Origin of the sequence: Rhizobium sp. YTU87027 (assembly GCF_050644135.1) — a bacterium.
Taxonomy (GTDB): Bacteria; Pseudomonadota; Alphaproteobacteria; order Rhizobiales; family Rhizobiaceae; genus Rhizobium.
The window spans coordinates 1,024,386-1,049,540 of record NZ_CP098441.1; the positions used below are offsets into that span (position 1 = coordinate 1,024,386).

24 protein-coding genes are annotated in these 25,155 nt (G+C 59.8%); 19 read left to right on the forward strand and 5 right to left on the reverse strand.

The genetic code is table 11. From position 1 onward, the window contains the following. Positions 1–23: 23 nt before the first annotated feature. Positions 24–821, reverse strand: coding sequence for a transporter substrate-binding domain-containing protein (locus NBG89_RS23705; protein ID WP_431324513.1), 798 nt, complete (start codon positions 819–821; stop codon positions 24–26). Then, the gene (locus NBG89_RS23710) at positions 815–1,579 is read right to left on the reverse strand and encodes a GntR family transcriptional regulator (protein ID WP_431322790.1); all 765 of its coding nucleotides are present in this window, start codon (positions 1,577–1,579) and stop codon (positions 815–817) included. Before NBG89_RS23710 ends, NBG89_RS23705 begins: the two co-directional genes overlap by 7 nt. A 366-nt stretch (positions 1,580–1,945) precedes the next feature. Between NBG89_RS23710 and NBG89_RS23715 the strand changes: the two genes are divergently transcribed. Continuing rightward, the gene (locus tag NBG89_RS23715; RefSeq protein ID WP_431322791.1) at positions 1,946–2,122 is read left to right on the forward strand and encodes a hypothetical protein; all 177 of its coding nucleotides are present in this window, start codon (positions 1,946–1,948) and stop codon (positions 2,120–2,122) included. Between the two features lie 88 nt (positions 2,123–2,210). Here NBG89_RS23715 and NBG89_RS23720 read toward each other — a convergent pair whose 3' ends face one another. Beyond that, positions 2,211–2,414 (reverse strand): DUF2735 domain-containing protein, encoded by a 204-nt coding sequence (locus NBG89_RS23720; protein WP_431322792.1) that lies wholly within the window; start codon positions 2,412–2,414, stop codon positions 2,211–2,213. A 492-nt stretch (positions 2,415–2,906) separates the two neighbouring features. Between NBG89_RS23720 and NBG89_RS23725 the strand changes: the two genes are divergently transcribed. The 6 genes from NBG89_RS23725 (at position 2,907) to NBG89_RS23750 (ending at position 8,737) form a co-directional block, all read left to right on the forward strand. Next, entirely contained in the window at positions 2,907–3,947 is a 1,041-nt protein-coding gene (locus NBG89_RS23725; protein WP_088702867.1) for a glutamine synthetase beta-grasp domain-containing protein, read from the forward strand. A gap of 237 nt (positions 3,948–4,184) precedes the next feature. After that, the gene (locus NBG89_RS23730) at positions 4,185–6,131 is read left to right on the forward strand and encodes a BTAD domain-containing putative transcriptional regulator (RefSeq protein ID WP_431322793.1); all 1,947 of its coding nucleotides are present in this window, start codon (positions 4,185–4,187) and stop codon (positions 6,129–6,131) included. Between the two features lie 125 nt (positions 6,132–6,256). After that, the gene (locus NBG89_RS23735) at positions 6,257–6,388 is read left to right on the forward strand and encodes a hypothetical protein (protein WP_431322794.1); all 132 of its coding nucleotides are present in this window, start codon (positions 6,257–6,259) and stop codon (positions 6,386–6,388) included. Positions 6,389–6,399: 11 nt separating this feature from the next. Then, a complete protein-coding gene (locus NBG89_RS23740; RefSeq protein ID WP_431322795.1) occupies positions 6,400–7,659 on the forward strand; it encodes a YcaO-like family protein in 1,260 nt (419 codons plus the stop codon). Beyond that, complete coding sequence (locus NBG89_RS23745; protein WP_431322796.1) at positions 7,656–8,402, forward strand: TfuA-like protein; 747 nt, start codon at positions 7,656–7,658, stop codon at positions 8,400–8,402. The genes NBG89_RS23740 and NBG89_RS23745 overlap by 4 nt, the downstream gene beginning before the upstream one ends. A 65-nt stretch (positions 8,403–8,467) precedes the next feature. After that, the gene (locus NBG89_RS23750; RefSeq protein ID WP_088703014.1) at positions 8,468–8,737 is read left to right on the forward strand and encodes a hypothetical protein; all 270 of its coding nucleotides are present in this window, start codon (positions 8,468–8,470) and stop codon (positions 8,735–8,737) included. 31 nt (positions 8,738–8,768) lie between these two features. On the opposite strand, the gene NBG89_RS23755 is transcribed toward NBG89_RS23750, so the two are convergent. Beyond that, a complete protein-coding gene (locus NBG89_RS23755) occupies positions 8,769–9,161 on the reverse strand; it encodes a helix-turn-helix domain-containing protein (RefSeq protein WP_431322797.1) in 393 nt (130 codons plus the stop codon). A gap of 239 nt (positions 9,162–9,400) precedes the next feature. On the opposite strand from NBG89_RS23755, the gene NBG89_RS23760 reads away from it, so the two are divergent. The 9 genes from NBG89_RS23760 (at position 9,401) to NBG89_RS23800 (ending at position 21,772) form a co-directional block, all read left to right on the forward strand. Then, positions 9,401–10,468, forward strand: coding sequence for an HlyD family secretion protein (locus tag NBG89_RS23760; RefSeq protein WP_431322798.1), 1,068 nt, complete (start codon positions 9,401–9,403; stop codon positions 10,466–10,468). Further along, positions 10,465–13,236, forward strand: coding sequence for a ribosome-associated ATPase/putative transporter RbbA (gene rbbA, locus NBG89_RS23765; protein ID WP_431322799.1), 2,772 nt, complete (start codon positions 10,465–10,467; stop codon positions 13,234–13,236). The genes NBG89_RS23760 and rbbA overlap by 4 nt, the downstream gene beginning before the upstream one ends. 2 nt (positions 13,237–13,238) lie before the next feature. Beyond that, positions 13,239–14,351, forward strand: a complete 1,113-nt coding sequence (locus tag NBG89_RS23770; RefSeq protein WP_431322800.1) for an ABC transporter permease — start codon at positions 13,239–13,241, stop codon at positions 14,349–14,351. Between the two features lie 112 nt (positions 14,352–14,463). Further along, positions 14,464–15,339: an NUDIX hydrolase gene (locus NBG89_RS23775; protein ID WP_431322801.1), complete on the forward strand. Its 876-nt coding sequence runs from the start codon at positions 14,464–14,466 to the stop codon at positions 15,337–15,339. 246 nt (positions 15,340–15,585) lie between these two features. Further along, on the forward strand, positions 15,586–17,265 hold the full coding sequence (locus NBG89_RS23780) for a glycoside hydrolase family 3 protein (RefSeq protein WP_431322802.1): 1,680 nt from the start codon (positions 15,586–15,588) through the stop codon (positions 17,263–17,265). Positions 17,266–17,533: 268 nt separating this feature from the next. Then, positions 17,534–18,505 (forward strand): quinolinate synthase NadA, encoded by a 972-nt coding sequence (gene nadA, locus NBG89_RS23785; RefSeq protein ID WP_431322803.1) that lies wholly within the window; start codon positions 17,534–17,536, stop codon positions 18,503–18,505. Continuing rightward, on the forward strand, positions 18,502–20,040 hold the full coding sequence (locus NBG89_RS23790) for an L-aspartate oxidase (protein WP_431322804.1): 1,539 nt from the start codon (positions 18,502–18,504) through the stop codon (positions 20,038–20,040). Before nadA ends, NBG89_RS23790 begins: the two co-directional genes overlap by 4 nt. Before the next feature lies 1 nt (position 20,041). Further along, positions 20,042–20,893: a carboxylating nicotinate-nucleotide diphosphorylase gene (gene nadC, locus NBG89_RS23795; RefSeq protein ID WP_431322805.1), complete on the forward strand. Its 852-nt coding sequence runs from the start codon at positions 20,042–20,044 to the stop codon at positions 20,891–20,893. A 66-nt stretch (positions 20,894–20,959) separates the two neighbouring features. Continuing rightward, a complete protein-coding gene (locus NBG89_RS23800; protein ID WP_431322806.1) occupies positions 20,960–21,772 on the forward strand; it encodes a phosphate/phosphite/phosphonate ABC transporter substrate-binding protein in 813 nt (270 codons plus the stop codon). A gap of 42 nt (positions 21,773–21,814) precedes the next feature. On the opposite strand, the gene hutC is transcribed toward NBG89_RS23800, so the two are convergent. Further along, positions 21,815–22,561 carry a histidine utilization repressor gene (gene hutC / locus NBG89_RS23805; protein ID WP_431322807.1) on the reverse strand — a complete coding sequence of 249 codons (747 nt, stop codon included), beginning with the start codon at positions 22,559–22,561 and terminating at the stop codon, positions 21,815–21,817. A 190-nt stretch (positions 22,562–22,751) separates the two neighbouring features. Between hutC and NBG89_RS23810 the strand changes: the two genes are divergently transcribed. From NBG89_RS23810 to NBG89_RS23820, 3 genes are all read left to right on the forward strand, one after another. Beyond that, positions 22,752–23,594 (forward strand): transporter substrate-binding domain-containing protein, encoded by an 843-nt coding sequence (locus NBG89_RS23810; RefSeq protein ID WP_431322808.1) that lies wholly within the window; start codon positions 22,752–22,754, stop codon positions 23,592–23,594. A gap of 99 nt (positions 23,595–23,693) precedes the next feature. Further along, the gene (locus NBG89_RS23815) at positions 23,694–24,419 is read left to right on the forward strand and encodes an ABC transporter permease (protein WP_431322809.1); all 726 of its coding nucleotides are present in this window, start codon (positions 23,694–23,696) and stop codon (positions 24,417–24,419) included. 10 nt (positions 24,420–24,429) lie between these two features. After that, complete coding sequence (locus NBG89_RS23820) at positions 24,430–25,134, forward strand: ABC transporter permease (protein ID WP_007795665.1); 705 nt, start codon at positions 24,430–24,432, stop codon at positions 25,132–25,134. Positions 25,135–25,155: the final 21 nt, after the last annotated feature.

Sequence of the window (25,155 nt, forward strand, 5' to 3'; positions counted from 1 at the left end):
TCTGACACCGGCCCGAGGCAGTATCAAAGGTTGGCAGGAAGACCCGCGCCCAGCCATTTCTGTGCGATGGCTTCAAGCGTACCATCGGTCTTGGCAGTGGCGACGATGGCATTGACCTTTTCGAGAAGCGCGGGCTGGTTCTTGTTGAGGCCAATGTAGCAAGGCGAGTTCTTGATCAGGAACTTCATTTCGGGGCGTTTTGGCGGGTTGCGGGCGAGGATGGCTGCTGCCACGACATTGCCGGTAGCGACCACATCCACCTGGCCGGAAAGAAACGCCGAGATCGTGCCGTTGTTGTCCTCGTAGCGCTTGATCGTGGCATCCGCAGGCGCGATCTTGGTCAATTCCAGATCCTCGACGGCACCACGCGTCACACCGATGCTCTTGCCCGCCAGATCCTCAGCCTTGGTCACGGCTACGTCGGCCGGGGCGAAGACGCCGTTGAAGAACGGGGCATAGGCGGCTGAAAAGTCAATGACAGCCTCACGCTCCGCATTTTTGCCGAGGCTCGAAATCACCAGGTCGACCTTGTTGGTCTGCAGGTAGGGAATGCGATTGGCGCTGGTGACTGGCACAAGTTCGACCCTAACGCCCAGCCTGCCCGCAATCAGGGTCGCCATATCGATGTCATAGCCCTGCGGAGCCATGTCGGTGCCGACACTGCCGAAAGGCGGAAAATCCTGCGGAACGGCGACGCGCAGCGTGCCGCGCGCGCTGATATCGGCCAATGCATCGGCATGCGCCTGGTTCGGCATCGTCGACATTGTGACGGTGGCGAAGATCGCGGAGATAGCTGCAATAAGACGTCTGCGGTTCAGCATTCAGATGTTCTCCTGCTGTTGGTGTTACTGACGGGGGAAATATTCGACCGATCCGGTTTGTTGCTGATTGGGTCGGGCAATGCGAGGGATTGGCGCAGATCGGCGAGCGGATCTGCGCGGACAGTCAGGTCGAGCCCTGCCTCGACCTCGTCGAGGTGCCTGATCGAGAGCTCCGCAGCGCCGGCGAAATCGCCGGCAAGTAGGGCCGCTGCAATAGCGCAGTGGCCCTCATGCGACTGGCGGGCGTGATAGTCCGATTGGAATTGCAGCGAGATCAGCAGTGTTCGGGCCGTAAGGTCGCGCAGGATGTCGACCAGCACCGTATTGCCTGAAAGCTCGGCGATGCGGATATGAAAATCGCCCATGAGATAGGTGAGCCGCTGGCGCTCGCCCGATGCGATTGCCGCGCGTTCCTCATCGAGATGGGCTTGCAATATGTCAGTTGCGGCAGCAGGCAGTGAGGTGAAGCCCCGCAGCATGCCAGATTCCAGCGCCCGGCGGGCGCTGTAGACCATCATAGCCTCTTCCGCCGAGGGTTCGATAACATACCAGCCGCGTCGCGGGCTCACCTGCACGATACAGCGGGCCTCCAAGCGCATCAGGGCTTCTCGCACAAGGGTGCGAGAAACTGAAAAGATGGTAGCCAGCTGGCTCTCGCCCAGCCGCGTACCGGGCTTGATGCGACCCGAAAGAATGCCCGAAACAATGGCCTCTTCTATACCGGTTCTCTTGTCGCTCGTACTTGTGCTGTCTTGCATACAAGAGATGAATGCAAGTGCCGTGCCAAGGTTGAAAATGTAATTATAACAAAGATATAGAGAGGATATATCACGGGCGTTGACGGCGAGTATGCAAGAAAAAAGACCATCTCTTGCACATTTTACGTGCGCGAAGGGGGGGCGGTCTCGCGGGCGCGAAATGGTTGCGATAATTGGCACGGCGGAGTTGTGTTGGAGCCCGCACCTAGCGTCCAGGCCGCCTAGAGATTGGCGATCCGTGACCTCATCTGCATCGCCCTGGATTGTGGATAGGCCAGAGCGAGATTGATAAACGCAGATGAAATGCGGATGGGCAGTGCCGGCTGAATGCGCCTCCCGTCTGGCTGTCGGATCAGCTGATGGCGGATGGCAGTTTTTGCCGGCTGCTTGCGCTACCGCGCCTTGCCGTTTCAACCGTTTTCGGCGCTGACGTTAGGCGAGCACGAAGCCATTCTGATCGCCAACGCGGTCGGCAAGCTTGCCACCTCCGATGATGGCCACCAACGCGTCCAGGTGCCATTTGTCTGGCGGACCGCCGGGTGATCGTCTGCGGGATCGTGTCGGCGATCGTCAGGCTCGAAACGAAGCAGCAGACATTGCCGCAGGCCGCCGGTTCACGATAAAGGAAAGATCAATCCACAATGCGAGGCGTGAACTTTGGCTGTGCTGGCTCTGCGGCTTTCTTAATCGCCTCGTCATGATACCAGCAGCTTTCATAGACGCAGGGCGCCATATCCTGTCCAATATCAACAGCCGGGCGCCGCTCTGCCGCAGCGAACCGCCTTGCCGGAAACGCGTAAATTGTTGCCGTCTCGTGATGCACACCAATGGCCATAAAGTGCCTCCTTGCTCATCAACGCCCGAGGGCGTTGGGGCGACTATAGCAGAGCTGCACAGTAATTGCGCGAGCTGATTGAAAAAAGTGCAATATCTGTTGGAAATATGGGCATTCGAATCTGCTGACATTTAAATCAGAAATCAATGAAGTATAAAATATCACCAGATGCATAAATAATAGCCAATTGTGGTTGACTGAGGAAAAAATGTTGCAGCCGTCGCCGCATTTGGCGGCAGCGGTCGAACGCCCACGGCGCAGATGTCTTCGGCAACTAACTGCTTGAGTCCGCTGCAGTTCCCGCGTCCCCTGTCGTCTCAAGGGTAAACCCCGTCGACCGGTTTGTCGGGCGATCTCGATCGGTGCGTGACGTCATTGCACACGAACTGGCACGCCACATGCATATGATTTGGCATCCCTTCGCGGGCAGGTCGCTTCGACGGTCGGTTCGCTTGAGGATTTGCTCACGATTTATGTTTGAGAGAATCGCAAATGACCAAGTATAAGCTCGAGTACATCTGGCTCGATGGGTACACCCCGGTACCAAATCTCCGCGGCAAGACGCAGATCAAGGAATTCGACGCTTTTCCGACGCTCGAGCAGCTGCCGTTGTGGGGCTTCGACGGTTCGTCCACGATGCAGGCAGAAGGCCGCAGCTCCGACTGCGTGCTGAAGCCCGTCGCGATCTATCCGGATCCGGCGCGCACGAACGGCGTTCTCGTCATGTGCGAAGTCATGATGCCCGATGGTGTCACCCCGCATCCGTCGAACAGCCGCGCCACCATCCTGGATGACGAAGACGCCTGGTTTGGCTTCGAACAGGAGTACTTTTTCTACGAAAACGGTCGTCCGCTTGGTTTCCCGGAAACCGGCTATCCGGCTCCGCAGGGCCCGTACTACACCGGCGTTGGCTACAAGAATGTCGGCTCGATCGCTCGCGAGATCGTCGAAGAGCACCTCGACCTTTGCCTGGCAGCTGGCATCAACCATGAGGGCATCAACGCCGAAGTGGCCAAGGGTCAGTGGGAGTTCCAGATTTTCGGCAAGGGCTCCAAGCGCGCTGCAGACCAGATCTGGATGGCTCGCTACCTGCTTTTGCGCCTTTGCGAAAAGTATGGCATCGACATCGAGTTCCATTGCAAGCCGCTCGGCGACACCGACTGGAACGGCTCGGGCATGCACTGCAACTTCTCGACCAAGTTCATGCGCGAAGTCGGCGGCAAGGCCTATTTCGAAGCGCTGATGGCGCAGTTCGACAAGAACCTGCAGGCTCACATCGACGTCTATGGCCCGGACAACCACCTGCGCCTGACTGGCAAGCATGAGACGGCCCCGTGGAACAAGTTCTCCTACGGTGTTGCTGACCGTGGTGCTTCGATCCGTGTTCCGCACTCTTTTGTAAAGAATGACTATCGCGGTTACCTGGAAGATCGTCGCCCGAACTCCCAGGGCTGCCCCTACCAGATCGCCTCCCAGGTTCTGAAGACGATCTCGGAAGTTCCGACCGCTGGATTTGCTTCGGCTGCCGCCTAAGCTTTCGAGTTGCATTCTTGCGAATGGCGTCGATCGGAAGATTGGCGCCATTTGTTGTTCGGTGACGTCAGCGGAGCGAAATTGCGGCGGAATATCATTTCAGGCGCGGTGCTCTGCCAGTAAGCTACTTGCTGAAATCATCTACCGGTTGATAAATTCAACCGGACACGCATAATCCTTTTGCGTTGCCATTGTTTGTCCTTATACTCGGGCCGGATCTCCAATCGCGAGTTGCTCGTGACAGGCAAACAGAACCGTCTTCTCCGTCTACTTGGAGCGCCCGCGCTTTTTGCGGAGGGCGGCGAGATCGTCTTGCCGGAGAAGGCTTACGGGTTGCTCGCTTTCCTCGTGACTGCGCCGCAATACGCGATGGAGCGGGAGATCCTGCGGGCAATCCTTTGGCAGTCGGATCAATCCAAGCAGCGGGCTGGCAGCCTGCGCCAGCTTCTGGCCCGGATTGACCGCAGCATTCCGGACAGCCTGCCGCGGTTGCTGAAGGCGACGAATACCCATGTCTTTTTCAACTGCGATGATTGGGACGCAGACGTACTGGTTCTTCGCGATACTGCCGCACCCTTGCCACGAACGGCGTTTGCGCTGCTTCGCGGTGATCTCCTCGAGGGGTTCAAGGCGCCAACGATTGAGGCCGAAGAGCGGATTGTCGTCGAACGCCAGCGCATTGAACAGCGCCGCGAGGCTCATATCGTTGCGCTTCTGGAAACGCCGGAGAAGCGCACATCCGACGACATCCTGATGCTTGCAGGCTCGCTGCTCGAGGCCGATCCCGCGAACGAAGTCGCTTGCCGCGCGCTGATGCGACGACATGTGGACGCCGGTGATCTCGCAGCCGCACGTCAGGTATATTTGCGTTGCCGCAATGAGCTGAAGGCAGAATACGGTGCGGAACCGGGTGGTCAGACCCTGGCTCTTGCGCAGGAGCTTGGCATCATTGCGCCTGCCTCACTTCAAGGCCCCTTGAAGGTCATCCCGGGCAACTTCCCCGCTGACCCAGTCGGTCAGCCGCGGGTTCTCATCCTGCCGCCCGATACGATCCTGTCTGATCCGGTGCTGCAGCGTGTGGGCCGCGCGCTTTTGGAAGAGGTTACGATCGGGCTAAGCCAGCAGCGCGGTTTTAAGGTCATTGCCGCGCACACGAGCCTGGAGATAGTCAATCGCAGCCTTGCTGGCGATCCCATCGTGCCGACGCCGCCCGAACTGCGGTTCGACTACACGGTCTATGTTACGATCCATGGTCGCGAGGATGACATCTATTCGACGTGCCGACTGACGAAGACCTCGACGGCGGAGGTGCTCTGGGCGATCGATCTGCCGCTCGCCATGCAGAAGGTCAACCAATCCTTTGCTCAGCTTGCGCGGCGCATTGTGATGACGCTTGCCGATACCATCGAACGCCGCGAGCTTCTGGATATGACGCATGACGTCAATCCGTCGGCCTATCGCCTGTACCTCGAAGGAAAGCGGCTCGTTTCTAAGACCGATCTGCAGCATCTGCGCCAGGCGCGCAAATGGTTCAAATCGGCGCTCTCCCGCCACGACAGGTTTTCATCGGCTCACGCTGGAATGGCCCGCGTGCTCGGCATGGAGTGGCTCGTGCGCGGGATGAAGGACACGCAGTTGCTGGAGGAGGCCGACCGCTCAGCCTGGCTTGCCCGTGACACCGACCCGAACAGCGGCAGGGCAATGCGCGAATTGGGCTTCGTCGCTCTTTATCGCCGCCGCTTCGACGACAGTCTCGACTTTTTCGCCGAAGCCCAGATGCTGAACCCGAATGACGCCGACATTCTCGCCGATCATGCGGATGCCTTGCTGCATGACGGTCAGAGTGATCGGGCGCTGGAGTTGAGCCTGGCAGCGCTCAAGCTCAATCCGTTGCCTCCCGACTACTACTACTGGAATCTCGGCGGTATCCATTTCGTGCAGGAAAATTATGCAAAGGCCATCGAGGTCCTGGATCGCGTCAAGGATCGGCCTGCGACCTCGCGGCTCCTGGCAGCATCCCACGCGAAGAACGGTGACTTGAGGACCGCGTCGCACTACGCCTCCATCGTGCTGGAGAATTTTCCCGATTTCCGCACGGATGATGTCTGGCAATTCGTGCCGGACCGCAATCCCGACGACACGCGCCAGCTGATTGACGGCCTTCGCATGGCCGGATTGTCCTGAAGCGTTACACCTGCGGCGTTCTGGGCGCCGTCTTGGCGCGAATCTCGGTCACGCCGAAATAACGCCCGTTGGGGCATGCTCTTCCTGTCCGCAGCATGATGCTGCTTCCAGCAGGAGATGACACAATGACGACCACCCAGATCAAGCCAGTCGTAGTCCGCCTTTCCGCTGCCGCTCAGGCCGTCCTGAAGCAGGAAGCTGTCCAGCTTGACACGAACGCCACGGCAAGCATCGTTCACGCCCTGAAGTTCCGTTGAGGTCGATGCGAATGTCTGTTCAGACCGCAATCGAGCGCCTGGCGCAAGATCTCAGCCTGTCATCGGCCGGCATCAACAGCTATCACGACCGTTCACTGACGCCTGGACAGACATTCGCGGCCATCAAGCCGTACTTCAAGGAACTCGGTATTACGCGGGTGGGGTTGCTCACCGCGCTCGATCTCGTCGAGATCCCCGTTGCTTTCGCGACGCGGCCGAACAGCTACACGCTTTCCGTTTTTCAGGGAAAGGGGATCGATGAAGAGGCCGCGATGACCTCGGCCGCGATGGAAGCTGTCGAGACGCGTATTGCGGAAATTGAGCCCGGCGATCTGGTGGTGGCAACGCTCGACGGAATGAAGGCCGAGCACGCGCCGATCATCGACCTCGGTTCGGTCGCGCGCTGCGTTCCCTCCGAAATCGATTCGCAGCCGATCGCCTGGGGCGAGGGTCTGGACATCATCTCCGGGCTGCCTGTTTTCGTGCCTTGGCCACTCGTCGGTCTCGATCATCGGGGCGTGCGCCCCTCCGGCTTCGAGCAATCAAGTGATGGTCTTGCATCCGGAAATCGGCCGGCGGAAGCCGTGCTTCACGGACTTTGCGAGCTGGTCGAACGTGACGCCTGGGCGCTGACGCAATTGCGCCCATACGAGCAGCTGCGTGGCGCGCGGATCGACCCGGCGAGCTTCGGCGATCCCGTCCTCGATATCATCGTTAATCGCATCAAGCGCGCAGGAATGCGTCTCCTGCTGCTCGACATGACGACCGATATTGGCGTTCCCAGTTTTCTCGCCGTTATCATTCCCGGTAATCTTGGTGAGCGTGTAGATGCGCGCTGGACCCATGTCTGCGGGGGATGTGGCTGCCACCCCGATCCTGTTCGCGCAGCGCTGCGTGCGATCACTGAGGCAGCGCAGAGCCGTTTGACGGCGATCGCCGGCAGCCGTGACGACTTTTCCCCGCGTCTCTACCAGAGGCTGGACAATGGCGGTCCGATGCAGGAGCTCATCAACCTTTGCACCGAAACGCCCGTCGCTCCCAAATTCTCTTTCGACGCGGCGCCACGCAGCATCCAGGAAAATATCAGCCACATTCTCGATCGGCTCAAGGCGAGAGGTGTCGATCAGGTGGTGGCCGTGCCGCTTCCCCATCCACGCCTGCCGGTTTCGGTTGTCCGCATGATCGTTCCGGGCCTCGAGGTGGACGTCAGTGGCGAGTTCATTCAACTCGGATTGCGCGCCGTCAACGCTATGCAAGGAAAAATGCAATGAAGGTCATTTTCGCAGGCCCGAGCTTCGGCGCCGATATTACGAGGCTTCGCAACGAGAACCCCTCGATCGCATTTCGCGGGCCAGCAGCGCGCGGCGACATATTGCAGGCCGTGCAGGACGGCGCACGGGCGATCGGGATTGTCGATGGCTACTTTGGGGAAGTGCCCTCGGTGTGGCACAAGGAAATCCTCTACGCATTGCAGCACAATGTCGTCGTTGCAGGCGGTGCCAGCATGGGCGCGCTGCGCGCCGCCGAATGCGCAGCATTCGGCATGGTCGGCCTGGGCTCGATCTATGAGGATTATGCGGAAGGTCGCCTGATCGACGACGAAGCCGTGGCGCTTGTGCACGCACCGGAAGAACTCGGCTGGCTGCCGCTCTCGATCCCGTGGGTCGACTTTCAGCCAACGATCGACGGCCTGTACCGGCAGGGCGTCCTGTCGCTTGCCGAACACAAGATGCTGTTGCTTGCCGGGCGTGCGCTTCACTTTTCAGAGCGCACTTACCCGAAGGTCGTCGAGGGTTGCGCTTTCGTCGGCGAGGGGCGCGCCAAGACGATCCTGCGGATGATCCGAGCCGCCAAGATCGAGCGCAAGCGTCAGGATGCCGAACGCGTCCTGCAGTATTTGCAGGAGGTGGAATTTGCCGACCAAGAGCGTGACTGGGGCTTCGCCGCCACCTCGCACTGGGAGCACCTGCGGGCCGAAGTCACGGCGGCTGTCACGCCTGTAACGCCCGAGTAACGCCCGACCCGAATGATGGGAACCGTTGAAGCCGGGAAGGCTCATCAGCAGAGAAGGCGATGGCAATGAACATTCTGACGAGGGACGAGGGAACGGGTAGCGAGTACGCCAGGATCTTCCGGTTGCTCTCCGCCGCGAAAGACGAGGCCCAGAAGCTCAAGCTGCATAATCTGCTGCACTTGACCAATATGGCGCTTCTACAGGTCGTGATCGATTGGGACGGCATTGACCCTGAACGCGAGCTCGACGTCAATCTCGAGAAGCTGATCGGCAAGAAGACGCAGGTCGCAATGAAAGACGCCAGCGAGAACCTGGTGCTTCTCGACTGTCATTGACGGTCGGACCGTCCATCGCCGAATAACGGCGTTATTCGGTGTCGTCCAACTCCATGCCGGCAATTGCCTGCACGAGCTTTACGATCTTCTTGCGGACCTGTTCGTTTTTGATCGACAGGAACGCGGCATTCAGCAACACGCCGTCGCGCGAAACAACGAATTCCTCGCTGGGCGTCGGATTGTCATTGGCGCTGCCGGGCTGGACGTCCTCGAAGAACGATCGGACGTCGACATCGAGCGCGCCGGCGATCTCAACCAGCATGCTCGCGGAAACGCGGTTCGATCCCTTTTCGTATTTTTGAATCTGTTGAAACGTGACGCCGACCCGATCGCCAAGCTCGGTCTGCGATACCTTGCGCATCAAACGCTTGATGCGGATCGTCTTCCCGACGTGAACATCAACTGCATGGGGTCCATCTTTCATGGTTCTCTCCTTCCAACGCCGGTTGTTGCGCGACTATTATGCTAGCCATCAACCTAACGGAGATAATTGATCGGATCAATTGTGTTGATTGGTTTTTATTTGGTGGCCAGGGCCCGGCTCAACATATTGAAGATGCGGCCATCCGGATGATTCGTGATTATTTGAAACGTCAAATCACTGTTATTGTTACGATCAACCATAGATCGTGATTGGTATTCGCTTAAGCTTGAGAGGTCAGCATGCCGCCAAAGAAGAATTGGCTATTCATTGCCCTGCTCGCCATTTTGGTGGTCGGCGGTTACTACACATGGCTGAACGTCTCCAAGAGTGGCTTGCCTGATGGTATAGCCAGCGGCAATGGACGTATCGAAGCTACCGAAATCGATATCTCGACGAAGACTGCGGGCCGCATTCACGACATTCTCGTCAATGAGGGTGATTTTGTCGAGGTTGGCCAGGTGCTTGCCCGAATGGACACCGAGCAGCTCGAAGCGCGACGTCGTCAGGCCGAGGCGCAGTTGCGCCGGGCCGTTATCGGAGTTGACACCGCAAACAGCCTTGTCAGACAACGCGAAGCCGAGCACGCCGCCGCCATTGCCGTCGTTGCCCAGCGCGAGGCGCAAGCCGACGCGGCGCAAACGAAGCTTACACGGTCGGAGCAATTGCTGAAAAGCAACACGATTTCACAGCAGATTCTGGATGACGATCGCGCCGCTGCCCAGGGAGCAAAGGCTGCGGTTGCGGCAGCCCAGGCACAGCTTGCCGCCGCTGAGGCCGCCATCACCTCTGCGAAGGCGCAGGTGGTGGATGCGGAAGCTGCAGTCGATGCCACGAAAGCGGAGATCGAGAGCATCGATGCCGACATCACCGACAGCGTCCTGAAATCACCACGTGAAGGCCGCGTACAGTATAAGGTAGCGCAGCCGGGCGAGGTCCTTGCCGCCGGAGGCCGCGTGCTCAACATCGTCGACTTGAGTGATGTCTTCATGACGTTTTTCTTGCCGACCGACCAGGCGGGGCGCGTGCCGATGGCAGCAGAGGTACGGCTCGTGCTTGATGCTGCACCCAAATATATCATACCGGCCAACGTGACGTTCGTCGCAGACGTCGCCCAATTCACGCCAAAGACCGTCGAGACGCAGGAAGAGCGGACGAAGCTGATGTTCAGGGTCAAGGCCCGGATCCCGCCGGACCTGCTGCGTAAATATGTTCAGTTCGTCAAGACGGGCCTCCCGGGCATGGCATATGTCCAGCTCGACCCCAAGGCGCAGTGGCCTACCCATATTTCAGGACCGGTGCTGCAATGAATGGCGAGCCAACCGGCGCGACAGATCGCCAGGTCGCTCGCATCGAGGGCGTGAGCCTCGCCTACGGAAAGACAAAGGCGCTTGACAACATAACGCTTGAGCTTCCGGCGGACCGCATGATCGGCTTGATCGGTCCGGATGGCGTCGGCAAGTCGAGCCTTCTGGCGCTGATCGCCGGTGCGCGTGTTATCCAGAAAGGGACGATTGACGTCCTGGGGGGCAATATTGCCGATCAGACACATCGGAGCATAAGCTCCCCAAAGATCGCCTACATGCCACAGGGGCTTGGCAGGAATCTTTACCCCACACTTTCGGTTTTCGAGAACGTGGACTTCTTTGCCCGGCTCTTTGGTCAGGCAAGAGAGGAGCGGGAGGCGCGCATCGCCGGACTGCTCAAGGGCACAGGGCTCAGCTCCTTCGTCGACCGCCCGGCCGGCAAACTGTCGGGCGGCATGAAGCAAAAACTCAGCCTTTGCTGCGCGCTGATCCATGACCCCGATTTGCTTATCCTCGATGAGCCGACCACCGGTGTCGATCCGCTGTCGCGTCGTCAGTTCTGGGAACTGATCGACAGCATCCGGCAGAGCCGCCCACGCATGAGTGTTATCGTTGCAACGGCCTACATGGAGGAAGCGGCGCGCTTTGACTGGCTGGTCGCGATGGACGGTGGCAGGATCCTGGCGACCGGAACGCCGGTCGAGCTCATGAAGACCACCGCAACGGCCGATCTCGATGCGGCCTTCATCGCGCTTCTTCCCGAGGAGAAGCGCGTCGGACACAGCCGCGTTGACATGCCGCCGCGGACGATTTCAGCGCAAGACGAGATCGCGATAGAGGCCAGCCACCTGACGATGCGCTTTGGCAGCTTTACTGCCGTCGATGATGTCAGCTTTCGCATCGCACGGGGCGAGATATTCGGCTTCCTTGGCTCGAACGGCTGCGGCAAGACGACGACGATGAAAATGCTGACGGGCCTTTTGCCGGCAAGCGAAGGAACGGCGCATCTCTACGGTCGCGAGGTTGAATCACAGGATATCGAGATCCGCCGTCGTGTCGGCTATATGTCGCAGGCTTTTTCCCTTTATACGGAGCTGACGGTTCGCCAGAACCTCGACCTTCATGCGCGGCTGTTCGGCATCGACGCGCAACTGATACCGGGTCGCATCGAGGAAACGATGCAGCGGTTCGATCTGAGCAATGTCATGGATGTCTTGCCGGATGCCCTGCCGCTCGGCATACGCCAGCGCCTGTCGCTTGCGGTAGCAATGATCCATTCTCCAGATATTCTGATCCTTGACGAGCCAACGTCCGGTGTCGACCCCGTCGCGCGGGACAATTTCTGGCAGATCCTGTCGGATCTGTCGCGAAAGGATAATGTCACGATTTTCGTCTCGACGCATTTCATGAACGAGGCGGCCCTGTGTGATCGGATATCGTTGATGCATGCGGGAAAGGTGCTGGTGAGCGATGCACCTGAGGCCATTGTGAAAGCGCGTTTGGCAACCAGTCTCGAGGAGGCCTTCATCGCCTATCTCGAAGACGCGATCGGGGACAAGGAAGCTGCGCCGGCAATCCTTGCCTCTGCTGATCGGCAATCGGGTGATGCCGCGGAAAAGGAGGGGGCCGGTGGGCTGCGGCGGATCTTCGATTTTCGAAGAATGTTTGCCTACACTCGCCGCGAGGCGCTTGAACTCAGACGCGATCCCATTCGCGCGACACTGGCGATCCTCGGCAGTGTCATTCTCATGTTTGTTATTGGCTACGGCATCAACATGGATGTCGAGAACCTGACCTTCGCTGTCCTCGACCGCGATGACACGACCATCAGCCAGGACTATGTCCTGCAGATTTCCGGCTCCCGGTACTTCGTTGAAAGGTCGCCGATCATCGACTATGCCGATATGGATCGTCGAATGCGGTCGGGGGAGCTCAGCCTCGCCATCGAGATCCCGCCAGGCTTCGGTAGGGACGTCTCGCGGGGCCGAAACGTCGAGATGGGTGCCTGGATCGATGGCGCCATGCCAAGCCGAGCCGAGACAGTGCGGGGCTATGTCGAGGGAATGCACGCTGAATGGCTTGCGCGCAAGGTCAAAGCGCTGGCCGGCGCCGCAGCTGCTGCCGCAAACTTCCAGCTGGATGTTCGCTACCGCTACAATCCGGACGTACAGAGCCTTGTCGCCATGGTCCCTGGTGTCATTCCTCTCCTGCTGATGATGATCCCGGCGATGCTTGCCGGCCTCAGCGTCGTGCGCGAAAAGGAACTCGGCTCGATCATCAATTTTTACGTGACACCGGTCACGCGCATCGAATTCCTGTTTGGCAAGCAATTGCCCTATATCGCCCTTGCGATGCTCAACTTCTTCATGTTGACAGCGTTCGCTGTATTCATCTTTCGCGTCCCCTTCACGGGCAGCTTCCTGACATTTTCCCTTGCAGCACTGATTTATGTGACGATAACGACAGGCATGGGGCTGCTGATCTCGGCCTTCATGAACAGTCAGATTGCAGCGATTTTCGGTACTGCTCTGATAACCCTTATTCCGGCCGTTCAGTACTCGGGCATGATCGACCCCGTATCATCACTGCAAGGGGTCGGGGCCTTCATCGGCAAGATTTATCCTGCCGCCCATTTTGTCACGATCTCGCGTGGCACCTTTTCCAAGGCTTTAGGCTTTGGCGACCTGGTCCAGTCCTTCATACCGTTGCTGATTGCCGCCCCGGTGCTGATGTGCCTAGGGGCAGTGCTTTTGAAGAAACAGGCGAATTGACCATGCGTGTGGCCAGTGTTTATCGACTGGGGATCAAGGAACTCTGGGGTGTCGCGCGCGATCCGATGCTCCTCGTTCTGATTATCTATGCATTCACGCTATCAATCTACACGGCGTCGAACTCTCTGCCTGAAACGCTAAATCGGGCTGCCATCGCGATTGTGGATGAGGATCAGTCCCCGCTTTCCGCACGCATCATTACGGCATTTTATCCGCCCTATTTCGTTGTGCCGCACGTGATTGCGCTCTCGCAGGTCGATCGCCGCATGGATGCCGGGCTTGACACTTTCGCGCTTGTCATTCCACCGAATTTCCAAAGGGATGTGCTTGCTGGCCGATCGCCGAGCATTCAGCTGAACATCGATGCGACACGGATATCTCAGGCGTTCACTGGTGGCGGCTATATTCAGTCGATCGTCTCGGGCGAGGTTAACGAATTCGTCAACCGATATCGCGGCGGCGATCAGGTATCGGTCGCACTGACGCTGCGATCCCGGTTCAATCCCGAGTTGGACAAAAGTTGGTTCGGCTCGATCAACAACGTCATTTCTTCGATTACGATGCTTTCGATCATCCTGACCGGTGCGGCGCTGATCCGCGAGCGGGAACACGGCACGATCGAGCACCTGCTCGTCATGCCCATCACGCCGCTGGAGATCATGCTGAGCAAGATATGGTCGATGGGCCTCATTGTCGTTGCCGCCTCCACCTTCTCATTGATCTTTATCGTCCAGGGGCTGCTCGACGTGCCGATCGAAGGCTCGTTCGTACTCTTTGTGATCGGTACCACGCTTGTCGTATTCGCCACCACCTGCCTGGGCATTTTCCTTGCGACCGTCGCAGGCTCGATGCCGCAGTTCGGCTTGCTGCTGATGTTGGTGCTGATCCCCCTTCAGTTGCTCTCCGGCGGAACGACCCCGCGTGAAAGCATGCCCGAGATTATCCAGAACATCATGCTGGCAGCGCCAAATACCCACTTCGTAATCTTGTCGCAGGCGGTTTTATTCCGTGGTGCTGGCCTTGCCGTGGTGTGGCCGCAGCTTGTGGCGCTCGCGGCGATCGGCGCCATCTTCTTCTATCTCGCGCTGCGCCGTTTCAGGCAGTTCCTGCGCTAGGCGGCGATCGATCGACAGATGAAAATTCAAGCATATTCACGCCGGGTGTGCTTCCTCAAGTTTGTCGGTTGTGCGAGAGATTGCCTGTCTGACAACAGGAGGCGTATTTTCCTTGACGATCGGGTTTGCACATGCCGAGTTGATAGCCGTGCTCGTGGCAGTAACGGGCGGCGAGCCGCGTGTGATGACGATCCGGTCCGGAGAGGCCCTTCCGTCAGGTCCGTTCGAAATGGGGCACCGTACCTTGCAGAGCGGTCTGCGTGAATGGGTTCAGGAGCAGACAGGCCATCCGGTCGGCTATCTGGAGCAACTCTATACCTTCGCCGATCGCGACCGAAATAATGAGATCCTCGGCGGCAGGACGATCTCGATCAGTTATCTCGGCCTGGTGCGGGAGCAGGCTGCAACCGGCGCCGGTGGGCCTGCCTGGCATGGTTGGTACAGCTATTTTCCCTGGGAGGACTGGCGCGCCGGGCGCCCGGCTGTCCTTGACGACATCGTTGCGCATCTCGCCACCTGGGCAAAGCGCGACCCCGTCCGCAAGGAGGAGCGCTTGCGTCGAGTGACCTTCGCCTTTGGATGCGGCGAGGTCGCCTGGAACGAAGACCTGGTGCTGCAGCGCTATGAAATCCTCTACGAAGCGGGCCTTGTGAAAGAGGCCGGCGGCCCACCGGAGGTAAATCCCGGTCGGCCGATGTTTGCCGACCATCGGCGCATTCTTGCGACCGGCATTGCGCGATTGCGGGCGAAAATCAAATACCGGCCTGTCGTCTTCGAGTTGATGCCGGCAAGCTTCACCTTGCTGCAATTGCAGCGCAGCGTCGAGGCGCTTGCCGGCTTGACGCTTCACAAGCAGAATTTCCGACGGCTGATCGAGCAGCAGGAACTGGTCGAGGAAACGGGCGATACGACAAGTGAGACAGGCGGTCGCCCCGCAAAGCTGTTTCGCTACCGCAGTGAAAGCCGCGAATACGAGTCACAAATCTAGACTGTCCCGGCAACGAGTGCGATTTTGCCGTGTTGCGTCATGTCATGCCCTGACGCGAACTCTCGGCCAAAATGATGGGAGCCGTCGGAGGCGTTCGGACGTGTGCTGTAAGAGCAGGCGAGCGCTTTGGCCATTCTGACCCTCGTTGCCTTCTGCCCCAAGAGAGTGGATAGTTGCTCTCCTTCGAGCTTGCCTTTCAGGTGCAAACGCAATTGTCGCCACTAAGTGTTGATCACGGGGGGACGTGTGACGATATATGATGAACTTCCAAGAGCACCGTTCAGCCTTGATGACGTCGCGATCGCCTGGGTCCGCGACGTTTATGCGTCGCTTGATCTCGACGACAAAGTTGGCCAGCTCTTCACCTTGATCATGATTGGCACGGATGAACAGGAGTTCAAGCGCATCGGTGCATTGAGGCCGGGTGGCGTGACCCGATTTTTTACGCCTGACCTCGACTTCGAGCGGCGCGTTATCTCGGACCTCGTCGCAAGAAGCAAAGTGCCACCGATCATCAGCGCGGATCTGGAAGGAAGCCGCCATTCCTTCGCGTTCGGCACCCCGGTGCTCGGGCAACTCGGATTGGCGGCCGTCGACGACGTCGAAGCGACCGAGAAGAGTTCGCAGATCCTGGCCCGCGAGGGTAGAGCAATGGGTGTGCGGTGGTCCTTCACTCCGGTCGTCGACATCAATGCCGCCTTCCGATCACCGATCGTCGGCACGCGCTCTTACGGTTCCGATGTCGACAGAATTGAGCGCCATGCGGTTGCCCATGTTCGCGGCCTGCAGAAGAATGGAATTGCCGCCACAGCCAAGCACTGGCCGGGCGAGGGATACGACGACCGCGATCAGCACCTTGTCACGACCGTCAATCCGCTCTCGATGGAGCAGTGGGAAGAAACGTTCGGACGACTTTACAAGAGGCTGATCGGCGAGGGCGTGCTGGCCGTGATGAGTGCGCATATTTCGCTGCCCGCCTACGTCCGGTCCAGGAGGCCCGATGCTGGCCTTGAAGCTTTCCGACCGGCCTCGGTTTCGCGATTGCTGAACATCGATCTGCTTCGCAATCAGCTCGGCTTCAATGGTATCATTGTTTCTGACGCTACGCCGATGGGCGGCCTGTCGGCCTGGGGTCATCACACGCAGACCATCCCTGATATCATCGCGAATGGCTGTGACATGATCCTCTTCAGCGACGCACCGCAGGAGGATATGGCAGCGGTCAAGTCCGCTGTCGTAGATGGGCGAATAACGCCTGAGCGGCTAGAGGAGGCGGTTATTCGCGTGCTGGCTCTCAAGGCGCACCTCAAACTCTTTCAGCCGTCGGATGTCCTGCCCGACGCTGCGCAAGCGCGCAGCCTGCTTGCGCATCCTGACAGCGTTGCGGCCTCCAAGACATACATCGCTCGATCACCCACGCTTGTGAAGGATGTCCACAGCATCTTTCCGCTTGATCCCGCCAAGACAAGACGCGTCCTGTTGGTCGATGGTGGTATCATCCATCCGCTCATGCAGCAGCCGCTAAAATTCGTGTTGCCGGAGCTCCTGGCGAAAGAGGGGTTCGACGTCACGATCGACCGCCCGGACATCGTGCCGAGCCCTGACGATTTCGATCTGGTGATTTACGCGCTTGGCGACGAATCGCTGCTCGTACGGGGCCGGATATTTGTTGACTGGCATCGAATGGGAGGCGGAGGCTTGTTCAAGGCGATGTACCGCCCCTGGACGAACATTCCCTCGGTAATGGTCTCTTTTGGCCATCCCTATCATCTTTACGACGCGCCGCGCATACCAGCCTATATCAACGCGTACTCGACCATGGACACCGTGCAGCAGGCCGTTGTGGACTGCATGCTCGGGCGCAAGCCGTTCCTTGGCACGAACCCGGTCGATCCATTTTGCGGCCTTGAGGACGCGCGCTATTGAAAGCACAAGGCTGAGCCAGTCACGCTCACCGGCGGGCCGGCTCTCCCTACGCGGTGAAGCAGTGTGTCGCAAGGCGCGGGATCGGCCGGCGACCGCGCGAACGCCGATACGGACCACCGATCGAAGGCTTGCATTGAGTCTCTGCCTCCAGGCAGCAGCGGCGCCTCGCTGGATCAAAACTGCAGCTCGGCCGATTGACATATGCTCATCGCGAGAATATCTATGGCGCCCATAATATACTCAATATGAGTATAAGAAGGAGTCGGCCATGAATCACCGCGTTTCCGCATCCTCCCTTTACGAGCGCGTTCGCCGCGTCATTCCCAAAGCAGAGTGGATGTCGTTCGAAGATGATATCGAGGCGATCCTCGAGCTGAAGCGGCAGCGCAATGCCGTCATCCTTGCCCATAATTACCAGACGCCGGAGATTTTCCACGGGGTCGCCGATATTGTCGGCGACAGCCTGGCGCTGGCGCGCAAGGCGATCGATGTCGAGGCTGACGTCATCGTGCTTGCCGGGGTGCATTTCATGGCCGAAACGGCCAAGCTCCTCAATCCCGGCAAGACGGTGCTCATCCCGGATATGGGGGCGGGCTGCTCGCTGGCGGATTCGATCACGCCGCAGGATGTGGCGCTGCTGCGCCACGCCCACCCCGGCGTGCCGATCATCACATATGTGAACACGTCGGCGGCCGTGAAGGCGGCGTCGGATATTTGCTGCACGTCAGGAAACGCCAAACGGGTGGTCGAGTCGCTCGGTGTGCCGCGCGTGCTGATGATCCCGGACGAGTATCTTGCCCGCAACGTCGCGCGCGAAACGACAGTCGAGGTTCTTGCATGGCATGGTCATTGCGAAGTCCACGAACAGTTCAGCGCCGATGACGTCAGGCAGTTGCGCGAAAATTATCCCGGTGTAACCGTCCTGGCGCATCCAGAGTGTCCGCCGCAGGTCGTCGCCGCGGCGGACTTTGCCGGATCGACCGCAGTGATGTCCGATTTCGTCGGGCAGCAGCGTCCGGCCCGCGTCGTTTTATTGACCGAGTGCTCGATGAGCGACAACGTCGCGGTGCATCATCCCGATGTCGAGTTCATCCGCCCCTGCAACCTATGTCCGCACATGAAGCGGATCACGCTTGAAAACATCCGCGCGGCGCTGGAAGAAAATCGCCACGAGGTCACCGTCGATCCTGACGTTGCTGTGGCCGCGCGCCGAGCCGTCGAACGAATGCTTGCCATATGAGCGAGCGTCTCGACGCGTTTTGCGGGCAGATTGTCGTCGTCGGCAGCGGCCTCGCCGGTCTGATGACGGCATTGACGCTTGCACCGCAGCCCGTTGTGCTCATTACCCGCGGTGCCATCGGGACGCAGACCGCAAGCGCTTGGGCGCAAGGCGGAATTGCGGCATGCGTCGGCGACGACGACAGCGTTCAATTGCATCTTTCCGATACGCTTGCGGCCGGCGACGGCTTGTGCGATCCGAAGGCGGCATCCGAGATTGTCGCCGAAGGTCCGGCTGTCATTGCTGCCCTGGAGTGCGTCGGGGTCCCTTTCGACAGGGACAGCCAAGGAGGGCTCGTCCTTGGTCTGGAGGCGGCGCATTCGCGTCGCCGCATCGTGCATGCGTCGGGGGACGGGTCTGGTGCAGCGGTCGTTGCCGCTCTCGTGCGAGCGGTTGCAACGACGCCTTCGATCACCGTGCTCGATGCAACCGAGGTGCGCTCGCTTCTGATCCACGACGAGCGTGTCAGCGGCCTCATCGTTTCCAGGGGAACCCAGGCAGGCGCCATCATGACCAACAGGGTGGTGTTGGCGACAGGTGGGGTTGGCGGGCTTTACGATGCCACAACCAATCCGATGTCCAATTTCGGTCAGGGGCTCGCGCTGGCGGCAAGGGCAGGGGCGCAGCTTGCCGACATGGAATTCGTACAATTTCACCCGACCGGTCTCGATTCAGCGCGCCGGCCGCTGGCGCTCGTCAGCGAGGCGGTGCGCGGCGAGGGCGCCGTCCTCGTCAATGACAGGGGCGAACGGTTCATGTCGGGCATTGATGGAGAAGAACTGGCCCCGCGCGATGTCGTCGCACGCGCCATCAGCGCCGAGCTTTCGCTTGGACGACGTGTCTTCCTGGATGCGCGTTGCGCGCTTGGTGACAGATTCGCACGTCGGTTTCCGACGATCCAGGCGCTGTGCCACGAGGCCGGCATCGACCCCGCAAACGATCTCATCCCGGTGCGCCCTGCAGTTCATTATCACATGGGCGGTGTTGCGACGGAGCTGACGGGACGAAGCTCGGTCCCTGGTCTCTGGGTCGTCGGCGAGGCGGCATCGAGCGGGCTGCACGGCGCCAATCGTCTGGCCAGCAACTCGTTGCTTGAGGCGGCGGCCCTCGGCATGCGGGCGGCCCGCGATATTGGCGCAACGGCGGCCGGCCCTCTTCGCTCTGCCCCCAAAATACCGTCTGTATCCGCGCCTGATGCGTCGTTCGTGCGCACGATCGTGTCGCGCCATCTCGGCGTGCTACGGAATGCCGGGGCTCTCGAGGCGGCGATCGCGGCCCTCTTGCCGCTTGCAGAATCCGACGGACCTGCCGCCGATCCGGCCATTGTTGCTTTGGCAATTGCCGTTTTTGCAATGCTGCGCAAGGAGAGCCGCGGCGCGCATGCACGCACCGATTTTCCATTGAAGCTGACGGTTGGCGAACGCCGCTTCATGACGCTCGCCGATGTTTTCGAGGTCGCGCGTGCCGACACCCATCCTTTTGCCCGGAGTGCCTGACATGTCCCTTGCCCCTTTGCCACGTCTTGTCATCGAACCGCTGGTGCGCGCGGCTCTGCTTGAGGATCTCGGCCTTGCCGGCGACGTCACCTCGGCAGCCGTCATCCCGGCTGACCATCGCTCGTCCTTGATCATGGTCGCGCGGCAGCCTGGCGTCGTTGCCGGCCTTGACGCCGCCGAGCTCGCTTTCGACCTCGTCGAGCCGGCAATCGTGATGGCCCGGCACCTGCAGGACGGGTCGCGCGTTAAACCCGGTCAGACCATTGCGACAATTACCGGGCCGTCGCGCGGCTTGCTGACGGGGGAGCGCACCGCGCTCAATTTTCTCGGACATCTGTCCGGCATTGCGACGGTGACGGCAAGCCTGGTCGAGGCGGTAAAGGGCACCAAGGCATCGATTGCCTGCACCCGCAAGACGACGCCCGGGTTGCGGGCTCTGGAGAAATATGCGGTTCGCGCCGGTGGCGGCATGAACCATCGCTTCGCACTTCATGATGCCGTCCTGATCAAGGATAATCACGTAGCGATCGCCGGCGGCGTTGCGGAGGCGATCGGCCGCGCGCGTGCCGGCGTCGGGCACATGGTCAAGATAGAGATCGAGGTGGATACGCTCGAGCAGCTGCGAGAGGCGATGGAACAGGGCGTCGATGCCGTCCTGCTCGACAACATGACGCCCGATCAATTGCGCGAGGCGGTCGCAATCGTCAACGGGCGCGCAATCACCGAGGCCTCGGGGCGGGTAACGCCCGCGAGCGTCGCTGCAATCGCCGCCTCGGGTGTCGATCTCGTGTCGGTTGGCTGGTGCACGCATAGTGCTCCGACGCTGGATATCGGGCTCGACGTGCAAGGCTGACTGATATCATTGGCAATTCGTCGGCGCGTGATTATGGTCGCGGCGTGTTAACGAAGGGTCCTGGAAATGCGCCTTGCCAGCCTGTCGATGTATGTCGATCCGCCGCCGTTGATGGACGCAACCGCTGATTTTTGGCGCTACATCAGCGACTACCTGCGACACGAGGCCGGGCTGTCTGGGGTGCCAACGCAACTCGACCGTTCATTGGCCTATGACGAGGCGTGGCTGCATCCAGATCTCGTTCTTGCGCAGAGCTGCGGTTATCCCTATGCGAAGCGGCTGCGCGGCTCGGTTCGCCTCGTGGCGACGCCAGTTTACGACCTGCCGGGCTGTGATGGCCCGCTGATGCGCAGCTTTATCATCGTTCATAAGGGGGCGTCGGTTCGATCGCTTGCCGATCTTCGCGGCTTGCGCGCCGCAGTCAACAATCATGAGAGCAACTCGGGCAGCAATTTCTTTCGCGCTGCAATTGCCCCGCTCGCTGAAGGTGGGCGCTTCTTTTGCGACGTGATCGAAACCGGCGGTCACGCCGCAAGCATCACTGCTGTTTCCGAAGGCAGGGCCGACGTTGCCGCAATCGATTGTGTGACCTTTGGCAACATGCGCCGATTTGAGCCACAGAGGCTTGCCAGCCTGCGCATCCTTGCCGAGACGACCAGCGGCCCGGGTCTGCCCTTCGTTACCTCCAGCGGTTCGTCGGATGGGGTGGTCGAGCAATTGCGCAATGCGCTGCAGGCGGCCATCAACGACCCCTCCTTGGCCAACGTCCGCGAAACGCTTGCGCTTTCAGGTTTTGTCACCCTTTCCGATGTCGAGTACGAACCTCTTTTGGCATTGGAACGTCAGGCTGTTGCCCTCGGCTATCCGCGGCTTGGCTAGGGAAGTGCGGAAAGATGGGTATGTTCCATATACAACCTACGGCTATTCCTCAAACAGCTTGCCGGTGCGAGCCTCGAGCCGGTAGCGGTTGCCGGGATAGATCAGGCGGGCGGTGGAGACGACGTGGCGTCCCGACCAGGTCCGCCGTCGGATCGAAAGGCACGGCTCGTTCTTGAGGATTGTCAAGAGCTTGCATTCCCAGGACTGCGGCATGGCCGCCTCGACAATATGCTCGGATCCGCTGAGCGGCGCAGCCGCCGTCAGATAGGCGTTCGGGGTGAGGGAGGCGAAATCCTGTGCCAGGTAGTCGGGAGCTGCCGCCGGATTGACGAAACGATCCTCGATCTGCACTGGCACGCCATTTTCACTGTGCACGATCAGGGAGTGAAAGACAGGCGCGCCAATATCGAGTTCGAGCGCGTCCGCCGTCTCGGGAGAAGCCGTTTCCTGCGCCAGAATTACCACCGCGGCCTCATGCGCGTGACCGCGCTCGGCAATCTCTTCGGCGATGTTGCGCACCTCGAACAGGGCTGAGTAACCCTTGCGCTCGGCGACAAAGGAGCCAACGCCTTGAATGCGCACCAGTTCGCCCTCGCTTGCCAATTCCCTGAGCGCCCGGTTGGCGGTCATCTTGCTTACCCCAAGCTCGGTGACCAGTTCGTTTTCGGAAGGCACGCGATGCTTCGGAGGCCACTCGCCGCTATGGATCCGCTCGAGTATCATCTGCTTGACACCGGCATAGAGCGGTGCGGTATCGTTGTCCCGCTTCATCTCGCTTGGACGCTTCATTGCTTATTCCTTTTGCAACTGCGGAATCCGCTCGATAAATCGACTTTCCTCTTGCATAACACAAAATATCACATATGGTACCCTATACAACCTCTCGAAAGATCGACCAGCAAGGTCGGCATCGGGCAAGCCGGCGAAGACCGGTGTCGGACCCCCAAGGTCATTCGTCACTTCAGAGGAGATTAAACAAATGAAATTCAGCGCGCTTCTTCTTTCCGGCGCCTTTGTGCTTTCCGCCTTCGCTGCTCCTGTCGCAGCCAAGGACTGGAAGACTGCTACGATTACACTTGAGGGTGCCTATGCGCCCTGGAACATGACCAATGCCGACGGCACGCTCGGCGGCTTCGAACCAGAGCTTGCGAAGGTTCTGTGCGAGCGCGCCAAGATCGAATGCAAGCTCGTCGCTTCCGACTGGGATGGCATGATCCCGGCGCTCAATGCCGGCAAGTTCGATGTCATCATGGATGCCCTGTCGATCACCGACGACCGCAAGAAGGTCATCGGCTTCACGATCCCCTACGCTGCGACACCGGCAGCCTTTGCAACGGCCAAGGACAGCCCGCTTGCCAATGCAGCCGGGACCGGCGCGACGATCAAGATGACGCCAGGCCAGACCGGGGTTAAGGAAATCGATGCGCTGAAGGCAGCCTTCAAGGGCAAGACGATCGGCATTCAGGCCGCCACCGTCTATGCGAAATTCGTCTACGACAATTTCGGCGACATTGCAGAAATCCGCGAATACAAGACCGGCGCCGACCGCGATCTCGATCTGCAGAACGGCCGTATCGATCTCGGCTTCGACGATGCCGTCTACTTCGCCAACGCCTTCCAGTCGGCAAATGACACGCTGGCCTTCACTGGCCCTGAAATCGTAGGCTCGATCTGGGGCGAGGGTGAAGGTCTTGGTATCCGTCAGGCCGATACTGACCTTCGCGACAAGTTCAACGAAGCGATCAAGTCCGCGCTCGCCGACGGCACAGTGAAGAACCTGTCGATGAAGTGGTTCAAGGTCGACGTCAGCCCGCAGAACTGACGTCCGCCGAAGGCCGGACGTCCGGTCTCCGGCTTCAATGCCGGGGACCGCATGCTATTCTGACACCGCCGAGACAGCGGCGGGCGCGGGGAACGTGATATGGCAACACTGGAACTGATTGGATTCGGCTCGAGCGGATGGGGCGCGCTGCTTTTGCTCGCCGCCCTGATGACGCTTTGCGTGACCGCAAGTGCGCTTGCGATCGGCGCCGTGCTTGGAGCGATCATCTCTGCAGCCAAGCTCTCGGGCAAGGCGTCGCTCGTTGCACTTGGCAACGTCTACACGACCGTCTTTCGCGGTGTGCCGGAGCTGCTGATCATCTACCTCATCTATTTCGGAGGCTCGTCCGCCGTCACCTCGATCGGCAAGGCAATGGGCTATGAGGGGTTCCTCGGCATGCCCTCGTTTCTCGCCGGTGCGCTGGCTGTGGGTATCATTTCCGGGGCCTATCAGGCAGAAGTTTTCCGCGGAGCCTACCTTGCCATTTCCAAGGGTGAATTGGAGGCGGCATCGGCGATCGGCATGCATCGTGGTCTCCGGTTTCGCCGGATCATTATTCCCCAGGTGCTGCGTTTCGCGATCCCCGGTCTCGGCAATGTCTGGCAACTCAGCCTCAAGGATTCAGCGCTGATTTCGGTGACGGGTCTGGCGGAGCTGATGCGCACCAGTCAGGTCGCTGCCGGTTCCACACGACAGTATTTTCTGTTCTTCATCGTCGGCGGCATCCTGTATCTGATCCTGACAAGCCTCTCTGACCGGGTCTTCAACGGCGCCGAGCGGCGCGCCAATCGCAGCATGCCGACCGCGGCCATGGGAAAGGCGTGAGGTAGCAACGATGGATTTCGCTTTTCTCGCTCAAACGATGACGACCCTGCTCAAGGCCGTCCCGATGACCTTGGCGCTGTTTTCTCTTTCCGTCTTCTTTGGTGGCCTTCTGGCGCTGCTGATCGTCTGGATGCGCGTCGGCGGAAACCCCGTGCTGTCGGCGATCGCCAAGGGATACATTTTCGTCTTTCGCGGCTCGCCGCTGCTGATCCAGATGTTCCTCGTCTTTTACGGCCTTGGTCAGTTCGGCTTCATCCGCTATTCCTTCCTCTGGCCGTTCCTGCGCGAGCCGTTCGTTTGCGCAGTGCTTTCGCTGGCGCTGTGCACCGCCGGCTACTCGGCGGAAATTTTCCGCGGTGGCATTCGCGCCGTCTCACCACGCGAGATCGAGGCTGCTCGTTCGATCGGCATGTCCGGTGCGCTGCTCGTGCGTCGCATCCTGGCGCCAATCGCCTTCCGTCACGCGCTTCCGGCCTATTCCACCGAGATCGTCCTGATGATGAAGTCAACCGCGCTCGCAAGCCTGGTCACCGTATGGGAGGTGACCGGCGTGGCGCAGCGGCTGATCTCGCAAACCTACCGCACGATGGAAGTGTTTCTCTGTGCGGCCATCATCTACCTCGTTCTCAACTTCATCATTCTGCAGGCGATGTCCCTGCTCGAATATTCGCTCTCGCGACACCGCCGTGCGATCCCGCCGGCGCTGAAAGCCTAAGAGCTGAACGGACACGATTGG